The organism is Corallococcus sp. bb12-1, from assembly GCF_026626765.1.
In the GTDB taxonomy this organism is placed as follows: Bacteria; Myxococcota; Myxococcia; order Myxococcales; family Myxococcaceae; genus Corallococcus; species Corallococcus terminator.
Genome location: NZ_JAPNJZ010000018.1, coordinates 569,703 through 590,305, shown reverse-complemented (window position 1 = coordinate 590,305; position 20,603 = coordinate 569,703). Strand labels below are relative to the sequence as shown.

The window sequence follows — 20,603 nt, the reverse complement described above, 5'->3', positions numbered from 1 at the left end:
GCGGGCGCGAGGAGACATGAAGATGCGGCGGATGACGGGAATGGGACTCTGGGCGCTGGTGACCTTCGCGACGGTGGGAACCCCTGCGTTCGCAAGCTCTCCCGCCTGTTACAGGTCGTGCGACCAGGACGCCAAGCAGTGCAAGGACATCTGCACCAAGCACGCGGGCTCCGTCGTGGGAAAGTGCACCACGGCCTGTACCGAAGAGAAGAACAGCTGCATGGATGAGTGCAAGAACGAAGGCCGGCCGGCCAGCCGGTCGACGCCGTCCACCCAGAAGGAGGCTGCCCATGACGAAGAGGAGTAGGGCTTCGAGGCGGAGGGCCGCGCGCCTGCTGCACCCGCGCGGCCAGGCGATGTCCGAGTACGCCGTCGTGTCGGGCGCGCTCCTGGGCTTCACCGTGCTGGGCTGGCCGTTCCTCGTGGGTCTGCTGGACGGCCTGCACCGGTACTTCCACTCCATCTACTACGTCATCCAGTCCCCCATCCCCTGAGCCGTTGAGGTGGGGCGGGACCCCGGGCCCTCACGGCCCGGGGGATGGATGGCGCGACGTCAGGGCTTCACGGTGGTGACGAACACCGCCTTGCCGCCTTCAACCTTCATCACCACGGCCTGCTTCACCGCGTCGCGGTTGGCGTCCAGGTTGATGGTGCCCGCGACCCCCGGAAAGTCCTTCGTCGCGGCGATGGCGTCGCGGATGGCGGGCCCGGAGGTGTCCGGCGCGCGCTTCATCGCATCCACCAGCAGCCGTGCGGCGTCGTACGCCAGCACCGCCACGCTGTCCGGCACCGCGCCGTAGGCGCCTTTGTACTTCTTGAGGAAGTTCTGGACGATGGGGTCCGGGTTGTCCGGCGAGTAGTGGTTGGAGAAGTAGCTGCCGTCCAGCGCGGATCCGCCCAACTCGAAGAGCTTGTCGGAGTCCCACCCGTCACCGCCCAAGAGCGGCACGCGCAGGCCCACCTCGCGCGCCTGCCGCGCGATGATGCCCACGTCGGTGTAGTAGCCGGGCACGAACACGGCCTCCGGCTTGCGGTTCTTGATGGCGGTCAGCTGCGCGCGGAAGTCGGTGTCGCCCTTGGAGTAGCTCTCCTGGGTGAGCACCTCTCCGCCGAACGCCTTGAACTTCTCGTTGAACACCTCCGCCAGTCCCACGGAGAAGGCGCTCTTGTTGTCCACGAGCATCGCCACCTTGGACAGCTTCAGGTTCTCCCGCGCGAACTTCGCCATCACCAGTCCCTGGAACGGGTCGATGAAGCAGACGCGGAAGATGTAGTCGCCCTTCTTCGTCACCTCGGGGCTGGTGGACGTGGGGGTGATCATGGGCACGCGCCCGGCCTGCGCCTTGTCCGCCATGGCCATGGACACGGAGGACGCGGCCTCGCCCAGGAGCGCCACCACCTTGTCCTGCGCGATGAGCCGCGTGGCGGCCTGGGCGCCTTCCTCCGGACGGCCCTGGCTGTCGTAGACGCGCACCACCAGCTTCTGGCCCCTCACGCCACCCGAGGCGTTGGCCTCCTGCAGCGCCAGGTCGATGCCGTTGCGCGCGGAGATGCCGAAGGTGGCCTCGGAGCCGGTGAGGCTGCCCACCTCGCCAATGAGGATGCTCCCCTCGGGCGGAGGACCCGGCGGGGCGGCGGTGGCCTTCGCGTCCTGCGACGCGGGGGCAGGCGCGGGAGCAGCGGACTTCTTCTCACAGCCCACCAGGGCCAGGACCAGCGCGGTGAGCAGGAGGGGCAGGGGACGGCGCATCAGGGGGCTCCTCGACCGGAAAGCGGACGGCCGCACCCTAGCTTGAGCGGTGGTGGCCAGCGAACCCGCACCGGGCGTCGCGGTGCGCTCCCTACCCTGGCGGCCCTCCCGGCAGGGACAGGCGGACAGCCTTGATTTGAATGTGGACTGAATAGGTCCACATTACGTAAGAGGCCGTCGGGCATCGGGCCCGCGACGCCACGGCAGGCACAGGAGAGACCCCACTCATGCTCCGGATGAGCAAGATGACCGACTACGGCATCGTGCTGATGGCCGAACTGGCGCGCGCGGACGGGGACACCCGGACCACGCGAGAGCTGGCGGCACGCACGCGTGTCTCCCTTCCTTCCGCGAGCAAGGTGCTCAAGGGCCTCTTGCAGGCGGGGCTGGTGGTGTCGCACCGGGGCGCGAATGGAGGCTACGGCCTGGCGCGGCCCGCGGAGGCCATCTCGCTGGCGGAGCTCGTCACAGCGCTGGAGGGCCCGGTGGCCCTCACCGAATGCGGCCAGCACACCGCACCCGCCACGCCCTGTGAGCTGGAGTCCGTCTGCCAGGTGCGGGGCCACTGGCGGCTCATCAATCAAGCCATCCAGGAGGCGCTGGGGAAGCTGACGCTGGCGGACCTGCGCGCGCCCGTGCCGCGCATGCCGGAGCGGCTGGTGGGCCTGGGCCTGCCAACGAGCGCTGCGGGCATAAGCCGCGCCGCGAACAGCGCCCTTCCTCCTCCTTCCGCGACGGGAGTCCGGTCATGAGCAGCACCGAAACCATCCAGGAACTCACCCGGAAGGGCTATCAGGCGGGCTTCGTCACGCAGGTGGAGTCGGACACGCTGCCGCCCGGCCTGGACGAGGACGTCATCCGCGTGCTGTCGCGCAAGAAGAACGAGCCCGCGTTCATGCTCGACTGGCGCCTGAAGGCGTACCGGCACTGGCTCACCCTGCGCGAGCCCACGTGGCAGGCGGTGAAGTACAACCCCATCGACTACCAGGCCATCCGCTACTACTCGGCGCCGAAGCAGAAGCCGCTGAAGGACAGCCTGTCGCAGGTGGATCCGGAGATCCTCCGCACCTACGAGAAGCTGGGCATCCCGCTGGAGGAGCAGAAGCGGCTGCAGAACGTGGCGGTGGACGCGGTGTTCGACTCCGTGTCGGTGGCCACGACGTTCCGCGAGAAGCTCTACAGGGCGGGCGTCATCTTCTGCTCGTTCTCCGACGCGGTGAAGGAGCACCCGGAGCTGGTGGAGCGCTACCTGGGCACGGTGGTGCCGTTCTCCGACAACTTCTTCGCGGCGCTCAACTCCGCGGTCTTCAGCGACGGCTCGTTCTGCTACGTGCCCAAGGGCGTGAAGTGCCCCATGGAGCTGTCCACGTACTTCCGCATCAACGCGGCGGACACGGGCCAGTTCGAACGCACGCTGCTCATCGCGGATGAGGGCGCCTCCGTGAGCTACCTGGAGGGCTGCACCGCGCCCATGCGCGACACCAACCAGCTGCACGCCGCGGTGGTGGAGCTGGTGGCGCTGGACGGCGCGTCCATCAAGTACAGCACGGTGCAGAACTGGTACCCGGGCGATGCCGAGGGCAAGGGCGGCATCTACAACTTCGTCACCAAGCGCGGCATCGCGCACAAGGGCTCCAAGATTTCGTGGACCCAGGTGGAGACGGGTTCGGCCATCACCTGGAAGTACCCCAGCGTCATCCTCAAGGGGGATGACTCGGTGGGCGAGTTCTACTCGGTGGCGCTCACCAACCACCGGCAGCAGGCGGACACGGGCACGAAGATGGTGCACATCGGGAAGAACACCCGCTCCACCATCGTGTCCAAGGGCATCTCCGCCGGACGTGGTCAGAACACGTACCGGGGGCAGGTGAAGATTCTCAAGAGCGCGGCGAACGCGCGCAATCACACGCAATGCGATTCCCTGCTGCTCGGTGACAAGTGCGGCGCCCACACGCTGCCGTACATCGAGGTGAAGAACTCGACCGCGCAGGTGGAGCACGAGGCTTCCACGTCGAAGATTGGCGAGGACCAGCTCTTCTACTGCCGGCAGCGGGGCATCTCCCAGGAGGACGCGGTGTCGATGATCGTCAATGGCTTCTGCCGGCAGGTCTTCAAGGAACTGCCCATGGAGTTCGCGGTGGAAGCGCAGAAGCTGTTGGGCGTGAGCCTGGAAGGGAGCGTGGGGTGATGTCGTTGCTCAGCATTCAGGACCTGCACGCCCGCGTGGGTGACAAGGAAATCCTCAAGGGCATCCATCTTGAGGTCCGCCCGGGCGAGGTGCACGCCATCATGGGGCCCAACGGCTCCGGCAAGAGCACGCTCGCGGGCGTGCTGGCGGGGCGTGAGACGTACACGGTGACGCAGGGCTCGGTGCGCTTCAATGGCGAGGACCTGCTCGGCCTGTCGCCCGAGGCGCGCGCCCAGGCGGGCGTGTTCCTGGCGTTCCAGTACCCGGTGGAGATCCCCGGCGTGGGCAACCTGCACTTCCTGCGCACGGCGCTCAACGCCCGGCGCCGCGCGAAGGGCGAGGACGAACTGGACGCGATGGACTTCATGCAGCTCGCCAAGGAGAAGGCGAAGCTGGTGGAGCTGGACAGCGCCTTCATGGGCCGCTCGGTGAACGAGGGCTTTTCGGGCGGCGAGAAGAAGCGCAACGAGATCTTCCAGATGGCGGTGCTCCAGCCGAAGCTGGCGCTGCTGGATGAGACGGACTCGGGCCTGGACATCGACGCCCTGCGCGTCGTCGCGGGCGGCGTGAACGCGCTGCGCGCGCCGGACCGGGCGATGGTTGTGATTACCCACTACCAGCGACTCCTGGACTACATCGTGCCGGACCACGTGCACGTGATGGCTGCGGGCCGCATCGTGCGCTCGGGTGGGCGCGAGCTGGCGCTGGAGCTGGAGGAGAAGGGCTACAGCTGGCTGGGTGGGGAGGGCATCGGGGCCGGCAAGGCGAAGGAGGTCCGGCGATGAGCGCGGGCCTTGCGCACTACCTGGAGGTGGCCCGGACGTTCCAGGCGCGCGGGAGCGTGAACGACCCGGCGTGGCTCAAGACGCTGCGCGCGGAGGGCCTGCGCCACTTCGAGGCGCGGGGCCTGCCCACGTCGAAGGACGAGGAGTGGAAGTACACGCCCGTCTCCTCGCTGTCGTCGCAGCCCTTCCAGCCCGCGCGGGACGTGTACGCGGGCGAGGACGTGGCGGCGGCGGTGGCCCGGCTGGCCCTGCCCGGCCCGAGGCTCGTCTTCGTGGACGGTCGCTTCGTGCCGGCGCTGTCGGTGCTCACCGGCCTGCCGCGCGGCGTGGTGCTCAAGCCGCTGTCGCAGGCGCTGCGCGAGGATGGAGAGCTGCTGGAGGGGACGCTGGGCCAGCGCACGCGGCTGGGGGCCAATGCCTTCACGTCGCTCAATGCCGCCCTGCTGGAGGAGGGCGCGCTGCTCACGCTCGCGCCCCGGGCCCTGAGCGAGGTGCCGGTGCAGTTGCTGTTCCTGGCGCGCGGTGGAAATGGGCCGGTGCTGGCCAGCCCCCGCATCGTGGTGGTGGCGGGCGAGGGCAGCGAAGCCACGCTGGTGGAGACGTACGCGGGGCTGGGGACGGAGGTGACCTTCACCAACGCGGTGACGGAGGTGTCGCTGGGCGACAATGCCAGCCTGCACCACTACAAGCTCCAGACGGAGGGCGACGCCGCGCTGCACCTGGGTGGGCTGTATTCACGGCAGGGGCGCGACAGCCGCTTCCAGTCGCACGCCTTCTCCTTCGGCGGCGCGGTGGCTCGCAACGAAGTGCACGCGCTGTTCGCGGGTGAGGGCGGGGAGTGTCTGCTCAATGGCCTGTTCGTGGGCCGGGGCACGCAGCACCTGGACAACCGCACCGACCTGGACCACGCGGTGCCCCGCTGCTCCAGCCGGGAACTCTACAAGGGCGTATTGGACGACCGGTCGCGCGGGACGTTCCACGGCCGCATCCGGGTGCGCGAGGACGCGCAGAAGACGGACGCGAGCCAGACGAACCGCAACCTCCTGCTGTCGGAGGGCGCGCAGGTGGACACGCGACCGCAGTTGGAGATCTTCGCGGACGACGTGAAGTGCGCCCACGGCACGGCGGTGGGCCGGCTGGACGACACGGCGCTGTTCTACCTGCGCTCGCGCGGCATCCCGAAGCCGGAGGCGGAGCGGATGCTGACGCAGGCGTTCGCGAGCGAGCTGGTGCTCGCGGTGCCGGCGGGTCCGGTGCGCGAGCGGGTGGAGGCCTTGTTGTCGGCGAAGCTGCCGGGCGGTGCCCGGCCGGAGGTGACGGGATGACGGGGCCTGGATTCGACCTGGAGCGCGTGCGGGGAGACTTCCCCCTGCTGCGGCAGGAGGTGCGGGGCCGTCCGCTGGTGTACCTGGACAGCGCGGCCACCGGTCAGAAGCCGCAGGCGGTGCTGGACGCGCTGACGCGCTACTACACGCACGACAACGCGAACGTGCACCGGGGCGTGCACATCCTCTCCGAGCGCTCCACGCAGGCGTATGAGGACGCGCGTGAGACGGTGCGCCGCTTCCTGAACGCGAAGGATGCGCGGGAGATCGTCTTCGTGCGCGGCACCACGGAGGCCATCAACCTGGTGGCGGCCACCTATGGCCGCAAGCACGTGGGCCCGGGCGATGAAGTGCTCATCTCCGCCATGGAGCACCACTCCAACATCGTGCCCTGGCAGATGGTGTGCGACGCGGCGGGCGCGAAGCTGCGCGTGATTCCGGTGGATGACCGGGGCGAATTGAAGATGGACGCGGTGGACGCGCTGCTCACGGAGCGCACGCGCCTGCTGGCGATTACCCATGTGTCCAACGCGCTGGGCTCCATCAATCCCATCAAGGAGCTGGTGGCGAAGGCGCACGCGAAGAACATCCCGGTGCTGGTGGATGGGGCGCAGTCGGTGACGCACTTCCAGGTGGACGTGCAGGACCTGGACTGTGACTTCTTCGCCTTCAGCGGGCACAAGCTCTTCGGGCCCACGGGCATCGGCGTGCTGTACGGCAAGCTGGCCATGCTGGAAGCGATGCCGCCGTACCAGGGCGGCGGGGACATGATCCTCTCCGTGACGATGGAGAAGACCGTCTACAACCGCGTGCCGCACCGCTTCGAGGCGGGCACGCCGGACATGGCGGGCGCGGTGGGGCTGGCCGCGGCCATCCGCTACCTGGAAGGCGTGGGGCTCTCCGCCATCGCGCAGCACGACCAGTGGTTGCTCGCCTACGCGACGCAGGCGCTGTCGGCGGTGCCGGGGGTGAAACTGGTGGGAACGGCGCCGAAGAAGACGGGCGTGCTGTCCTTCACGCTGGAGGACGTGCACCCGCACGATGTGGGGACCATCCTGGATCAGGAGGGCATCTGCATCCGCACGGGGCACCACTGCGCCCAGCCGCTGATGCAGCGCTTCGGGGTGGCGGCGACCGTGCGCGCGTCGCTGGCGCTCTACAACACGCCGCAGGACGTGGATGCGTTGGTGAAGGGCCTGCACAAGGTGAGGGAGGTGTTCGCATGAGTTCGGACCTCAAGGACCTCTACCAAGAGGTGGTGCTGGAGCACTCCAAGCGCCCGCGCAACTTCCGGGTGGTGGAGGGCGCGACGTGCACGGCGGAGGGCTACAACCCGCTGTGCGGCGACCAGCTCTCCGTGACGCTGAAGATGGACGGCGACGTCATCCGCGACATCGGCTTCCAGGGCCAGGGGTGCGCCATCTCCAAGGCCTCCGCGTCGCTGATGACGGGCGCGGTGAAGGACAAGACGCGCGCGGAGGCGGAGGCGCTCTTCGAGCGCGTGCACACGCTGGTGACGCAAGGGCCGGAGAAGGTGGATCCGGAGTCGCTGGGCAAGCTGGCGGTGCTGTCGGGCGTGAGTGAGTTCCCGGCCCGGGTGAAGTGCGCGAGCCTGGCGTGGCACACGCTACACGCGGCGCTGGATGGCCGCTCCACGTCGGTGTCGACGGAATAGGGGAGGGGACGCGATGCGAGGTGCGATGACGGTCATCGAGCGCGACGTGGACGCGATGCTCATCCCCAGCGGGGACAAGGTGTTGCTGCCGGCGGGCTCCGAGTTGACGGTGGTGCAGACGTTGGGCGGCAACGTCACGGTGCAGGATCCGTACGGCCAGCTCTTCCGCATCGACGAGAAGAACGCGTCGGCGTTGGGCGAGGACTACGCGGCGAAGGCGAAGAAGCCGGAAGACGCCACCGAAGGCACGCCCGGAGAGTTCCACGAGGAGCAGGTCTGGGAGCAACTGCGCACGGTGTATGACCCGGAGATCCCGGTGAACATCGTGGAGCTGGGGCTCGTGTACACGTGCAAGGCGACGCCGCTGGACGAGGGCGGGCAGCGCGTGTCCATCGAGATGACGCTGACGGCGCCCGGGTGCGGCATGGGCCAGGTGCTGGTGGAGGACGTGCGGCAGAAGGTGTCGTCCGTGCCCGGCGTGAAGGAGACCAGCGTGGAGCTGGTCTGGGAACCGCAGTGGGACCAGAGCCGCATGACGGACGTGGCGAAGCTCCAACTCGGCTGGATGTGAAATTGTGAGACGGGGGCTCCAGGTGCCCTGAAGCCTCAGGCCAGCGCCTTGCGGCCCCGCGCCACGAGTCCCAGTGTGGCCACGGCGGCGAGCCCGCCCGCGACCCACCTGGGCCAGGTCGGCGCGGTCACTTCCCGCTGGGCGATGGCGGGCGTCATGCGTTCGGCGAAGAGCTGCACGAGCGCGTGTTCGAAGGCGAGCAGGTCGTGCGGTCCCCGGCTGGAGACCCAGTTGCCGTCGCGCACCACGGGTTCGTCCGTCCAGTGCGCGCCCGCGTTCTCCAGGTCGTTGCGGATGCCGGGCCAGGACGTGACGTGCCGGCCCTCCAGGAGTCCCGCCGACGCGAGCAGCCACGGCCCGTGACAGATGACCGCGATGGGCATGTCCAACAGGTCCGCGTCGCGCACGAAGTCCAGCGCCAGCGCGCTCTGCCGGAGGAAGTCCGGGTTCATGAATCCGCCGGGCAGCAGCAGCGCGTCGAAGTCCGCCGCCTTCACCTCGCGCAGCGTGGCGTCCACGCGGACCTTCTTGCCGGGCACCAGCAGGTTCATGCCCCGGATGCGGCCTTTGTGGAGGGAGACGATGGTGACCTGGGCGCCCTCGCGCTCCAGTCGCTTCACCGGCCGCGTCAGCTCCACCTGCTCGAAGCCATCCGCCGCCAGCACGGCCACCCGCATCCCCTTCAGCGTCCTCATTGCCCAAACCCTCCCGATGTCCGTGGTGCTCTGACAGCCCAATGATGCAGGGTGTACATGCCCTGTCGGGAGGGGAAGCGGAGGGCAGGCAGGCGGGCAGGGGCTCGGGATTTCGCCGGCTCGCCCCTCCCCGAAGGATGGGTGCACCGCGGCATGCGGGAGGGCCTGGACGGCCGCGAACGAACAGCTTTAGGTCGGGACCTCTTCAGGAGGCACAAAGGCATGTTCGCTTCGTTCTCTCTCCGGCCGCACCGGAGCCTGCTTGCTGGCACCGCCGCGCTGCTGCTGGCCCCGTTGGGATGCGCCACGTCGACCCAGGCGCGCGACGAGGCGGCCCTGCGCACGGACGCGCCGCCCCGGGTGAAGCCGAAGTGGGGGCTGGTCATCCACGGAGGCGCGGGTGTCATCTCCCGCGAGAACCTGTCTCCGGAGCGCGAGGCCGCGATGCGAGCCGTGCTCACCCAGGCGCTCCAGGCGGGCCATGCGGTGCTGGCGAAGGGAGGCCGCAGCCTGGACGCGGTGACGGCCGCCATCCACGTGCTGGAGGACTCGCCGTACTTCAACGCGGGCAAGGGCGCGGTGTTCAACCACGACGGGGTGAACGAGCTGGATGCGGCGTTGATGGATGGGAAGACGCGCGCGGCGGGGGCGGTGGCGGGCGTGCGTCATATCCAGAACCCCATCGACCTGGCGCGGCTGGTGATGGAGAAGTCGCCGCACGTGATGATGGTGGGCGACGGCGCGGAGGCGTTCGCCCAGTCGCAGGGCATGCCGTTGGTGGACGCGAAGTACTTCTACACGGAGGAGCGCTGGCAGGGCCTCCAGCGCGCGTTGGAGCAGGAGAAGGCGAAGGCGGCTCCACCCGTGACGCCAGGGCAACCTCCCGCGACGCAACCGCCGCCTGTGACACCAGGAGCAGCGCCCGTACCACCAGCGCAGCCGCCCGTGACGCCAGGGACGTCTCCTGCCTCATCACTGGAGCCGGGCGTGGATCCGGTGACGGGGGACCACAAGTTCGGCACGGTGGGCGCGGTGGCGTTGGATCAGGAAGGCAATCTCGCGGCGGGCACGTCCACGGGCGGAATGACGAACAAGCGCTTCGGCCGCGTCGGGGATTCGCCCATCATCGGCGCGGGCACCTACGCGGATGAGCGCTGCGCGGTGTCCGCCACCGGGCATGGCGAGTTCTTCATCCGCTACACGGTGGCGCGCGACATCTGCGCCCGCGTCGAGTACCAGGACCTGCCGTTGCCGGAGGCCGCCAACGTCGTCATCCTCGACGTGCTGGTGAAGGCCGGCGGCGAGGGCGGTGTCATCGCCATGGACCGCCAGGGCAACGTGGCCATGCCCTTCAACTCCTCCGGCATGTATCGCGGCTACATCGGCGAGGACGGCAAGCCGAACGTAGCCATCTTCCAGGGGCCGTGACGTGAATGCCCAGGCCCGCGTCCACCGCGAAGCTCGGGCATCCCTCACCGCGCGCTACAGCTTGATGATCGACACGTCATCCATGTGGATGAAGTTGGCGGTGTTTCCGGTGAGCGCCCGCGTGTGGAAGCCGAACTCCAGGAAGCCACCCGTCACGGACACGGCGGGCGTCTCCACCTGGGTCCAGTCGCCGTACGTGCCCAGCGTGGTGAACGCGAACGTGCAGGAGGTGCACGCCTTCACCTGGAAGCGCGCCATGTCGAAGCCGCCACCCTTGCGCACCCACGCGCGGACCTTGTAGTTGCCCGACGCCAGCCCGGACACCGCCTGGTACGTCCACGTCTCGAAGGGCGCGCCGCTCCAGTGCGTCAGGTGGTTCGCGCTGTTGTGCCCGCCGTTGTACGTCTCCGCGAAGGCCGCGCCCGCCGTGTTGTTGGGCGTCCACGTGGACCAGCCCGTCATGCCGGACTCGAAGCCGCCGTTGGTGATGGACACGCCCGTGCCGCCGCCACCACCGCCGTTGAGGATGTTGCGCGCCTGGGTGACGTCCAGCGCGGAGAGCGCGGCGGCCGCCTGGTTGAGCTGCGCCTGCTTGTTGCCGTCCCCCGCGTACTGCTTGCGCTGCTGATAGAGCGTGTTGATGAGCTCCAGCTCGCTCTGCGAATACGGCACGCCCAGCTTCTGCTGGAGCGACGTGAGGAAGCCGTAGCCGAACTCGCGCGTGGGTTCGATCATCGTCCCCTCGCCGTAGTCGTTCCAGGTGTTGATCTGGAAGTGGTTGATGCTGGCCGCGTTCTTCGCCAGGTCCAGCGTCTGGTTGAAGCTGTTGAGGCCGTTGTGGGCAATCTCCCAGGTGGGCCCGCCCCAGCCGCCCGCCGCGTAGAACGAACGGAAGCCCGGGTACACGGAGCCGAACTTCAGGGGCGACGGCTGGTTGTTGTAGAAGTGGGTGAGGCCCTCCGTGAAGTCCGGGTAGATCCACGCGAACTCGCCCTTCGCGTTCCCGCCCGCCTCCCCCGACTCGTACCAGAGCGTCAGGAAGGTGGGCTTCTGGCTCAGCGGGGAGAAGACGTTCGTCCACTCACCGGGGGACTGGAACGTTTGCGGCCCGAAGACGAGCAGCAGCGGCGCGTTGTCCTGCCGGATGTAGTTGGGCTGGTTGAAGTACCGGTCGCGCAGGTACGCCATGTCGTTGCGCGCGGCGCCTGGCTTGTCGGTGATGAAGCCGCCGTCGTACGCGAACTTGACGTTGTGGTCCTCGTACACCACCGCGAAGTCCAACCCCACCGCCGCCGTCTGCGCGATGACCGCTTCGCTGTTGGCCCGGTTCTTCGGATAGTCGAACGCGTTGATGGTGCCCGGCCAGTCGATGAGCACCCCGTCCACGCCCGCGTACTTCATCAGCAGCAACTGGTACTCGACGACGTCCCGATCCCCGGAGCCGTACGGCCCGATGAGCGGGTAGTAGTGCGAAGCAATCTGCCGCCGCCCGGAGCCGTCCACCACGTCCGGGTTCTGGTTGGCCATGGTCCAGTGGATGCCCCACCCGCCATTGCCCGACGTGGCCCGCGTCTCGAACCAGGGCATCAGGTGCACGTACACCTTCTTGCCCACGGCCTTGCTGACCTTCACCGCCGCGCCCGCGCGCTGCGATTCCAATTCGGGGGCCGGTCCCGCCGCGCCGTCCACGGACGACGGAGCACCACACCCCGCGCCAAGCAAACCCAACAGCGCGCACGCACCCAGCGACATCCAATCCTGCGGTCTCATGTGAACAGGCTCCTGGCCGGAGCAACCACCCCGGACAGGAGCCCGTTAACATAAGACGCTATCAATCAGGAATAGCTGCATTCCTGGAATGTCTGGCCGCTACTTCTTCACGAGGAACAGCTCGCGCACCTGGAGCAGGTCCACGTCCCCGGCGAAGGCGGAGAACTTCTCGTACTGGGCAGGGGTGATGCGGGCGCGGGGCAGCAGCAGGGACTCCGCGATGGAGAACGTGCGGCCGTCCTGCTTCTCCGCGCGGGTGTAGCGGCCGAACTCGCTGTCCACCTTCAGGTCCGCCTGCGGGTCGCTGAGCTTCCAGCCCTGGGGCACGGTGAGGGTGACGTTGGTGCGGCTGGCCTCCGTGTCGTCGATGAAGAGCGGCGTGGTGCGGGAGCTGAGCTGCACGTAGCGCCGACCCAGCAGTGCGGGGAAGGTGAGGGGGCCCATGGCCATGCGGCCGTCGCCCTCCATGCGCCCGAAGCGGGGCACGGTGAACGCGTAGCGCAGCACGAAGGGCGCGCCGACCTCTTCCGTGCGCTCCAGCTTCACGGACGACAGCTCCGCGCCGCCGAAGTAGCGCGCCACCGCGCCCTGGAGCGCCTGGTTGCGGCTCTCCGCGGAGAGCTGTTCGAAGGCGTCGGCGATCTGCGCGGCGTCGAAGCCGGAGTAGGTCTCCTCGCCCTGGCCGCTGAGCTTGCCGTCGGTGCCAATCTCCAGCGTGAGCTTCACCGTTTTTCCCGCGCGCGGCTTGAGCGGCGGCGTCTTCACCTTCTCCAGCGCCTTGCCGGGCTCCGGCAGGAGGTAGGCCTCGCGCTCGCCCATGGCGGCCTCGGGCAACTCGCCGAAGGGGCCGAAGCGCACCGACGTGTCCACCCACACGGGGGCCTCACCGGGCACCTCCACGCGCAGCGTCGCGTAGGGCAGCAGCGCGTCCGCCGGGAACAGGTAGGGCGCGGGGTCCGTGTTGAAGGTGCGCACCGCCGCCACGCGCGACGGGATGCCCAGCGTCTCCAGGCTCGCCTTCATCACCGACAGCCGGCTGCCCCGGTCCTGCGCCACGGTGGAGGCCGCGGACTGCGCGAGGCTCGCGTCTCGTCCGGAGAAGCGCTTCATCACCGCCGCGTGCAGCGCCTTCACCGCCTCCAGGCCCTTCTTGTCGCCCACGGCTTCGCGCGCGAACGCCTCCACCTCCGCGGTGCGGATCCACCGGTCCTGGAAGGCGTCGCCGTACACGCGCGCCAGTCCGTCGTTGCCCGTCTCGCCCGCGCCCACCATCACGAAGGGCAGGTATTCGTTGCCCGTGGGCGGCGCGTCCGGCTCCGGGATGAACGGCGGCACGCGGCGCGCGTCGTAGTGGAACACCTCCACGTCGCCCTTCACCTCCGGGGGAGGGGCCTTCATCCCGTGCGCGTCCACCTTCATGCCGCTGCCCTTGGGCGCGACGACGGTGTACGTGCTCCACGCGTTCGGCTGGTTGGCGATTTGAAAGTAGAAGGCGGACGCGGTGAAGCCCGGCTGCGCGGGGCCCCGCTCGCCTTCGGCCAGCAGGTATTCGACCTCCACGGAGTCTCCCACCTGCACGCCGGGGAGGCTGACCGCGTCCTTGCCCTCGAAGTTCTCCGGCTCCAGCACGCGGCCGTCCGCCTTGAGCGTGCGCAGCGCCAGCACCTGCGCGCCCCGAGGGATGTTCACCTCCGCGATGTCCTGCACGCCCGACTGCTCCAGCGCCTTCTGGATGGTGTGGATGCGGTTGACGATGGAGCCATCCGCGAAGGCCTGCACCGCCGCCGCGTCCAGCACGTACGCCGCCGCGCTGCCGCCGGTGATGGGGGCCGCCTCGTACGCCTTCAGCGCTTCCTTCCCGTCGATGGCGTAGGCGGCGAGCAGCTCCTTGCCCGTCTTCGCGCGCTCCACCGCGCGGCGCAGCGGCAGGTCACTGCCGTCCAGCTTCAGCGCCTGTTCGCGCAGCTTCAGCGCCTCCGCGCCCTGGCCGGCGTACTCGCGCACGTCCGCCAGCCGCTTGAGGACCTCCGTGTTGCGCGGCCACGCGATGGAGACCGCCTGGAGCACCTTCGCCGCGTCGTCGTAGCGGCGCAGGCTGACGTAGGCGCTGGCCAGCGCGGCGGCGTTGGTGAGGTTGTCGGGGTCCTGCGCGAGCAGCCGCGCGTAGCCCTTCGCCGTCGCCTCCATGTCGCCCCGCGTGCGCTGGTGCTCCACGAGCCGCGCGTCCGCGCCGGGGCAGCCCTCCTGGGCCTTCATCAGCTCGTCGGTGCGCGCCACCGCGTCCCGGCGCCGCGCCAGCGAATACTGGAGGCCCAGCGCCTCGCACAGCCCGGGCTGGGCTTCCATCGCCGCGGCCAGGGCGGTCTCCGCCTGGGCGTCCACGTCCAGCGCCAGCGCCGCGCGGGCGAGCAGCAGGTGCACCGGGAAGCCCGCGGGCTTCACCGCGTCGCGCGCCGTCTTCAGCGTGTCCAGCGCGGTGGCCGCCTGGCCGTCATCCAGGAAGAGGTCCGCGCGCAACAGCAGCGCGGCCACGTTGGTCGGGTCCTTCGCCAGCGCCGCTTCCAGGTCGCGCGTGGCCCGGCCGCGCGCCACCTTGGACGGGATGCCGCGGTCCTGCGCGGCCTGCTCCGCGCGCAGGGTCAGCACCGCGGGCGTCGCCGCCTCCAGCTTCGCCATCAGCCGCCGCGTGCCGTCCGGGTCGCGCGACAGGCCGTCGCGCACCGCGAGGAACGCGCCCAGCGTCTCGCCGGCCTCGGACTGGAGGGCCTGTGCCAGGTCCTCCGCGCTGGGGAACAGGGAAGGGGCCTCGGCTTCGTCCAGGGTCGCGTTCCAGCGCGGCGCCTGTCCGGTGGCGGCGGTGAGGCGCACCTGGGCCGCGCTCCCGTCCGCCTTGAGCAGCGCGAACGTGAGGCCGCCCTGGGTGTTGTCCTTCGCCAGCCGCACGACGAAGCGGTGCTTGCCCGCGGGCAGCTCCATCGCCTTCACCGACACCGTGGAGGTGGTGCGGGCCCAGTCGTTGCGCTCCAGCACCGGGGCGCCATCCATCAGCACGCGGTGCGACGTCTGGCTCACCGTGCGCAGCACGTACACGCCGGCTTCGGCCACTTCGGCGTCGATGCCCAGCGCGTACATGTCCCCGTGGCCGGGCTCTCCGCCCAGGTCCAGCCGGCCGTCCGGCGAGCGCAGCGTGCGCGCGGACAGCGCGCCGTACGCACCCGTGAAGGGCCCCGCGAAGGAGCCGTCCTTCTCCGGGGCAAGGGGCTCGTTGATGGACAGCACGTGGAAGGGGGAGAAGGGGCCCACCAGCGTGGCCTCGCTCGCGCCGCCCAGGTCCTTGAGCGCCTGGGACTGGGTCGCCGTGTCCACGCGGATGCTCGCCACGGACAGGCGCGCGGCGCGCAGCAGGTAGGCCGTCTCGCCCTGGGCGCCCGCGGTGAGCCCGGCGTCCACGCCCTTGAGGATGGTGTCGTCCTCCGCGCGCGACGTGCCCACGCGGTCCAGCATGTAGCGGGCGGCGATGGCGGCCAGCGGATGGCGGGGGGCGCGCTTCACCAGCTCCAGCGACGCCGCGAGCGCGCGGTCGGACTGGCCCTTGCGCCGGGCGAGCAGCGCCTGGCCCTGCAGGGCGTACGGGTCGCCGGGGTCCTTCTGCACGGCGGCGTCGAAGCGCTGCTGCGCGAGCGCCACGTCACCGGCGACGAGGTACGCGTGGAAGCCCGCGAACGCGAGCGTGCGTGCCTCCGCGTCACCCTGGCCCGCGCGCTCGGCGGCGGACTCGAGCACGTGGGGCGCGACGACGGAGGACGGCCGGGGACAGCCGGTGAGGCCAGCGACGAGGGCGAGCGCGGTCAGGCCGCGGCGGAAGGTGCGCATAGGGGAGTCGAGGGATAATGCAATCCCCCCGGCGTGGCCATATTCCCCTTGAGGTGCTTGTGCGAAGTCCGCGCCGGCTGTTTCCCTAGCGGCGCTTCGGGGACTTGGCGGGGGCCGCCTTGACCGGCTGCCGCTTGGGCGGGGGCGGCGGGGGCGCCACGCGCTTGGGCACCACCGCCTTGGCGGGCACCGCCGCCGTGGCCACCGTGCGCTGGGGCGGGGCCATCACCACGGGCGCGGACGGGGTCTCCACCACGGGCGAGGGCCGGTCCACGGCGTAGGTGAGCCCCTCGATGCTGCAGGTGCCCTCGATGCAGCCGACGGCCGGCATGGGCGGCTCGCCGAAGTGGCTCTGCCAGTCCGGGCCCAGGTTCAGCGGCTCCGCGAAGGGGCGCTGATCCTTGCCCTGCCCGACGAAGGCCTGCAGCACACCCTCCTCGGTGACGAACAGCTCCAGGCGAGCTTCACCCTGGGGAGAGGGCAGGCCCAGCATGGTGCCACTGCGCTCGCCCAGCGCCCACTCCAGGGCCAGGGGCGCGCCCGCTCCATGGTGCACCAGCGCCACATAGCGGCCGTCCCGGCCTATCAGCATCAGCGCGGCCACCGCATCCGGAGGCGGGCCCTCCAACAGTTCCTTCACGCGGCGCTTCATCGTGGGAGGAGGCGATTCGGCGCGCACGCGCGCGGTCAGCCGCGCGACGCCACCCACCAGCCCCACCACGTCCGCGCGCACCCGTCCCACGCGCGCCAGGTTCTCACCCTCGCTCGCGAAGAAGAGGGGGAGGTTCAGGGGGGGGAAGACGACGGCCTTGTTCTCGAAGAGCACGGGCCTGCCGGCCACCGGAACCGCCAGTTGATCCGGTCCCTCGCCCACCGTCACGCGCTGCTTGCCCGGGGGCACGTCCTCGCGCCGGCCGGGGGCGCTGCGCTGCGGGTCCGCGTGCGCGTGTTCCGCCATGATGGCGGCGCCCGGCATCACCGGCTGTGCCCGGACCTGTCCGCTGCGGTAGTACGCCACGCCCAGTACGCCCGCCGCCGTCAGCACCAGCAGCGTCGCCGCCGTCTGTGCCACCACGCGCACCGCGCTCTTCACCGTCCGCTTCGCCCGCGCCATGCGCGTCAGCCGCATGGGGGGCATGGACAGCATTCCACCGGGCACCAGCGGTTCCAGCTCCGCGATGAGCGCGCCCACCGTCTGGTAGCGGTCGTCCGGATCCGGCTTGAGGCACCGCATCACGATGGCGTCCACGCGCGCGTCCAGCCCCGAGCGCTTGCGCGACGGTGGATCGAAGGTGCCCAGCGGCACCTCGCCGGTGAAGGTCTCGTAGAGGATGACGCCCAGGGAGAAGATGTCCGCGCGCGCGTCCGCGCTCTTCGCGTCCACGCGCTGCTCGGGCGCCATGTACGAGATGGTCCCCATGGACACGTGCGTGGACGTGAGCGCGTAGCGCGCCGCCACCGTCGAGTCGTCCAGGAAGGACGCCAGCCCGAAGTCGGACACCTTCGCGATGCCGCCAGCCTGCTGATCCAGCAGGATGTTCTCCGGCTTCAGGTCGCGGTGGATGACGCCCCGGCCGTGCGCGTACTCGATGGCGCGGCAGATTTCGAGCATCCGGCGCAGCAGCACCGGCGTGTCCATCTGCGGGCTGCGCATGAGCTCGCGCAGGGACGGACCGTCCACGAACTCCATCACCAGGTAGTAGGTGCTGTCCGTCTTCCCCTTGTCGACGATGGCGACGACGTGGGGGTGGCTCAGGGTCGCCAGCGCGGCGGCTTCCTTCTGGAAGCGCGCGATGAACGACGGGTCCTTGGCCAGCTCCGTATTGAGCAGCTTGACCGCGACCGTGCGGCCTAGCGAGAGCTGGGTGGCCTTGTGGACCTCTCCCATGCCTCCGGCACCGACGAGCTTCTCCAAGCGGTAGCCGCTGATGAGGTCAGGGGTCCGGGCACGGCTGATGGCGGTGGGCTCAATCGAGGACATGGGCGGGGCGCAGGGCGGCGAGGGTAGCAGAAACGGGACGCCGCGTTGCCGCTGCTCGCCTGCCGCTTATCACCTCCCCGTCCGCACGGTGGGCGGGCGGCCGTGACCCGGGTGCGCTCAGGTATCCCCGGAGGCGGTGCGCAGCACGCTGGTGAGGTTGGTGCGCACCTGGGACAGCGAGGAGCGCATGTTCGCGTGCCGCACCGACGCGCCAATGGCCCGCGCCAGCGACTTGAGCAGCGACACCTCTTCCGGGCGCCAGACGCGCGCCTGGTGGCAGTCCTCGAAGGCCACGAACCCCCACCACTGCTTGGCCGGGGTGATGGGGCACAGGAGCACCGACTGGACGCCCTGGCGCTCCAGGACCTCGCGCATCAGGGGCGGCGCCTCGCGGGACGAGGAGGAGACCACCATCCCCGCCTCCAGCATGTCCATCCAGGAAAGCGCGTAGTCGCGCATCGCGAAGGAGCGCAGCACCGGGTGCGCATGCGGGGACACCACACCCGGCTCCGCCCACGCGTGGCGCAGGTCCGTGAGGAACCGGCCCGCCAGGTTCGTGGTGCGGTTCTCGAAGATGCAGGCGCGATCCACCTTCAGCGTGCGGGCCACCATGCCCAGCGCTTCCGCGCCCGTGGCCGGGCACAGGCCCTTGTCCAGCAGCAACCGGGAGGCTTCGGACACCTTCGTGAACGCTTCCACCATGACCGTCTCGCTTGAAGGGGGGGAGGGGGACGCCCCTTCTTGGCGTGGATGCAGCGGCATCCACCTAAAGCCCATTAAGCAGGATTCTTCTGTCGCTGTCAAATGGTGGTTTTGCTGAAATTCTAAGAAGGAGAATGTTTTGGGATGTCCGGTGCCGGAAACGACGACAGGGGCACCCTCGTGAAGAGGGGGCCCCCGTCGGGCACGGCGGTGCTGGCTGCGCCGGGACTACTTGGTGCCGGGCGCCTTCACGGACTCGGTCTTCGTTTCGGTCTTCGTCTCGGAGGCACTGTCGAGGGTCTTCGTCTCGGTGCCCTTCTTGACGGCCTGCGTGCGGCCGGAGGGCTTGGTCTCGCTCTTCACCTCGGTCTTGGTCTCCGTCTTGGTCTCCGTCGAAGGATCGGCCTGCACGCCGCTGGGGGCCGTCTCCGTCTTGGCGGCGGGCGCCTTGGCGGGAGCGGCGGCGAAGGCGGCGGTGGCGGCGAACATGACGGCGGCGGCGATGAAGGTCTTCATGGTGGGTCTCGAAGGTCTGATGACGCCCTGCCATCGCGTGATTGCGGTGGTCATCGTCATCGCGGCTGTAGAGGGAGAATGAGGCGTTTTTATTCACTCGGAAGCCGCGCGTTGGAAGACGGTGGAGGCTTCCCGCGCACGGCACCGCGCGAACGACAACAGGGGCACCTTCGTGAAGAAGGCGCCCCTGTCGGGCACAGCGTCATGTCCGTCCCTTGGAGGCGGGCAGACGGTGCGGCGGCGGGATTACTCCGCGGCCTTCTCGGTCTTCTCGGTGGTCTTGGTGGTGGTCTTCTTGGTGGCCTTCTTGCCGGCCGGCTTGGCCTCCGTCTTGGTCTCCGTCTTGGCCTCGGTCTTCACTTCACCGGTGGCGGGAGCAGGAGCGGCAGCTTCGGTCTTCGCCTCGACGGCGGCGGGAGCCGGCTGCGCGGCGGGGGCGGCGGCGGGCGCGGGGGAGTTGGCGAACGCGGTGGAGGCGGCGAACAGGGCGGCGACGATGACGGTCTTCATGGATGGCTCCGGGGAACGACACGCCGACGCGGGATTGCATCGGTTGTTGTGCGCTGACCCAAGAGCATCCGCCGTGCCAGTTCCGGTTTTGAGCAACTACGCGGGTTTCCCCGGGTGGGAGTGGATCCGCCATGGGGAGAATCTCCTCAGTTGGGATCGCAACGATGGGTGCAAGCTCCCCAGGCAGGCTTGCGGTGCTTTGACGGCACCAACGCTCTTCTGCAAGCTGTGACGCACTCTGCCTTCCCGAGCGTCAGGCGCCGGGACCTTGTATGAGCATGTTGCCCGGCGGTCCTCGTCACGCATGTCGCGCGGCCAGGGGTCGGGAGAGATGGCGTATGCGGCACCTGCTGGTCGCATGGAGCATGGCGTGGCTGGGCCTGGGATGCGCCGCGACCATCCCGCCCGAGCGCCTGCAAGCCCAGGTGTTGGAAACGGAACGCTGGCAGCGCGAGTACCAGTCCGAGCGCGATCGCACCGAAGTGCTGGCGACGAAGCTGGCGGCGCTGGAGTCCGCGCTGGAAGAGCTGGCGCAGGAGCGCGCGGAGGCGGAGCAGGCGCGCGCGGAAGCCGAACAGGGCCGTTCGACGGCGGTGGATGAGCTGGCGCGGCTGGAGACGGAGCGCCACGCGTTGGAAGAGCACAACGCGCAATTGCTGGCGCGGCAGCGCGAGCTGGCGGCGCTGCACGAGGAGTTGTCGGACGTGTGGTACGAATCCGCGCTGGAGCGCGCGCGGCGCCGCACCCAGCCGCCCCTGCCGGGCGAGACGGCCACCGAGGCCACCCGGCCGGTGCCGTGACGTTTGCGAAGCAGCTCCGTCGTTGTCCGGGGCG

Annotated in this window: 19 protein-coding genes; 11 read left to right on the top strand and 8 right to left on the bottom strand. The window is 69.7% G+C overall.

What is annotated here, in order from left to right:
- The first annotated feature begins 16 nt into the window (after positions 1-16).
- Together OV208_RS23165 and OV208_RS23160 are read left to right on the top strand one after the other, a co-directional pair.
- On the top strand, positions 17-307 hold the full coding sequence (locus OV208_RS23165) for a hypothetical protein (protein WP_267576055.1): 291 nt from the start codon (positions 17-19) through the stop codon (positions 305-307).
- On the top strand, positions 291-494 hold the full coding sequence (locus OV208_RS23160) for a hypothetical protein (RefSeq protein WP_267576054.1): 204 nt from the start codon (positions 291-293) through the stop codon (positions 492-494). The genes OV208_RS23165 and OV208_RS23160 overlap by 17 nt, the downstream gene beginning before the upstream one ends.
- Before the next feature lie 59 nt (positions 495-553).
- Here the strand turns inward: OV208_RS23160 and OV208_RS23155 are convergent, their stop codons facing one another.
- A complete protein-coding gene (locus tag OV208_RS23155; RefSeq protein ID WP_267576053.1) occupies positions 554-1,750 on the bottom strand; it encodes an ABC transporter substrate-binding protein in 1,197 nt (398 codons plus the stop codon).
- A 227-nt stretch (positions 1,751-1,977) separates the two neighbouring features.
- Here OV208_RS23155 and OV208_RS23150 point away from each other — a divergent pair, with 227 nt between their 5' ends.
- Genes OV208_RS23150 through sufT form a run of 7 tightly spaced genes read left to right on the top strand, consistent with a single transcriptional unit; the run spans position 1,978 to position 8,294 of the window.
- Positions 1,978-2,502 carry an SUF system Fe-S cluster assembly regulator gene (locus tag OV208_RS23150; protein WP_267576052.1) on the top strand — a complete coding sequence of 175 codons (525 nt, stop codon included), beginning with the start codon at positions 1,978-1,980 and terminating at the stop codon, positions 2,500-2,502.
- Positions 2,499-3,938, top strand: coding sequence for a Fe-S cluster assembly protein SufB (sufB, locus tag OV208_RS23145; protein ID WP_267576051.1), 1,440 nt, complete (start codon positions 2,499-2,501; stop codon positions 3,936-3,938). The genes OV208_RS23150 and sufB overlap by 4 nt, the downstream gene beginning before the upstream one ends.
- Entirely contained in the window at positions 3,938-4,723 is a 786-nt protein-coding gene (gene sufC, locus OV208_RS23140; RefSeq protein WP_267576050.1) for a Fe-S cluster assembly ATPase SufC, read from the top strand. The genes sufB and sufC overlap by 1 nt, the downstream gene beginning before the upstream one ends.
- The gene (gene sufD, locus OV208_RS23135; RefSeq protein WP_267576049.1) at positions 4,720-6,048 is read left to right on the top strand and encodes a Fe-S cluster assembly protein SufD; all 1,329 of its coding nucleotides are present in this window, start codon (positions 4,720-4,722) and stop codon (positions 6,046-6,048) included. Before sufC ends, sufD begins: the two co-directional genes overlap by 4 nt.
- Complete coding sequence (locus tag OV208_RS23130) at positions 6,045-7,274, top strand: cysteine desulfurase (RefSeq protein ID WP_267576048.1); 1,230 nt, start codon at positions 6,045-6,047, stop codon at positions 7,272-7,274. Before sufD ends, OV208_RS23130 begins: the two co-directional genes overlap by 4 nt.
- Positions 7,271-7,723, top strand: coding sequence for a Fe-S cluster assembly sulfur transfer protein SufU (gene sufU, locus OV208_RS23125; RefSeq protein ID WP_267576047.1), 453 nt, complete (start codon positions 7,271-7,273; stop codon positions 7,721-7,723). Before OV208_RS23130 ends, sufU begins: the two co-directional genes overlap by 4 nt.
- 13 nt (positions 7,724-7,736) lie before the next feature.
- A complete protein-coding gene (sufT, locus tag OV208_RS23120) occupies positions 7,737-8,294 on the top strand; it encodes a putative Fe-S cluster assembly protein SufT (protein WP_267576046.1) in 558 nt (185 codons plus the stop codon).
- Positions 8,295-8,329: 35 nt separating this feature from the next.
- Here sufT and OV208_RS23115 read toward each other — a convergent pair whose 3' ends face one another.
- Entirely contained in the window at positions 8,330-8,989 is a 660-nt protein-coding gene (locus OV208_RS23115; protein WP_267576045.1) for a type 1 glutamine amidotransferase domain-containing protein, read from the bottom strand.
- A 222-nt stretch (positions 8,990-9,211) separates the two neighbouring features.
- Between OV208_RS23115 and OV208_RS23110 the strand changes: the two genes are divergently transcribed.
- Positions 9,212-10,417: an isoaspartyl peptidase/L-asparaginase family protein gene (locus tag OV208_RS23110; RefSeq protein ID WP_267576044.1), complete on the top strand. Its 1,206-nt coding sequence runs from the start codon at positions 9,212-9,214 to the stop codon at positions 10,415-10,417.
- A gap of 54 nt (positions 10,418-10,471) precedes the next feature.
- Here OV208_RS23110 and OV208_RS23105 read toward each other — a convergent pair whose 3' ends face one another.
- The 6 genes from OV208_RS23105 to OV208_RS23080 form a co-directional block, all read right to left on the bottom strand.
- Positions 10,472-12,187, bottom strand: a complete 1,716-nt coding sequence (locus OV208_RS23105; protein ID WP_267576043.1) for a glycoside hydrolase family 71/99-like protein — start codon at positions 12,185-12,187, stop codon at positions 10,472-10,474.
- Positions 12,188-12,286: 99 nt separating this feature from the next.
- The gene (locus OV208_RS23100) at positions 12,287-16,060 is read right to left on the bottom strand and encodes a DUF3858 domain-containing protein (protein WP_267576042.1); all 3,774 of its coding nucleotides are present in this window, start codon (positions 16,058-16,060) and stop codon (positions 12,287-12,289) included.
- 85 nt (positions 16,061-16,145) lie between these two features.
- A complete protein-coding gene (locus OV208_RS23095) occupies positions 16,146-18,041 on the bottom strand; it encodes a serine/threonine-protein kinase (protein ID WP_267576041.1) in 1,896 nt (631 codons plus the stop codon).
- 117 nt (positions 18,042-18,158) lie between these two features.
- Entirely contained in the window at positions 18,159-18,743 is a 585-nt protein-coding gene (locus OV208_RS23090; RefSeq protein ID WP_267576040.1) for a GAF domain-containing protein, read from the bottom strand.
- A 228-nt stretch (positions 18,744-18,971) separates the two neighbouring features.
- Positions 18,972-19,259, bottom strand: a complete 288-nt coding sequence (locus OV208_RS23085) for a hypothetical protein (protein WP_267576039.1) — start codon at positions 19,257-19,259, stop codon at positions 18,972-18,974.
- A gap of 246 nt (positions 19,260-19,505) precedes the next feature.
- Entirely contained in the window at positions 19,506-19,769 is a 264-nt protein-coding gene (locus OV208_RS23080) for a hypothetical protein (protein WP_267576038.1), read from the bottom strand.
- Between the two features lie 338 nt (positions 19,770-20,107).
- Here OV208_RS23080 and OV208_RS23075 point away from each other — a divergent pair, with 338 nt between their 5' ends.
- On the top strand, positions 20,108-20,569 hold the full coding sequence (locus OV208_RS23075) for a hypothetical protein (protein WP_267576037.1): 462 nt from the start codon (positions 20,108-20,110) through the stop codon (positions 20,567-20,569).
- The last annotated feature ends 34 nt before the right edge of the window (positions 20,570-20,603 follow it).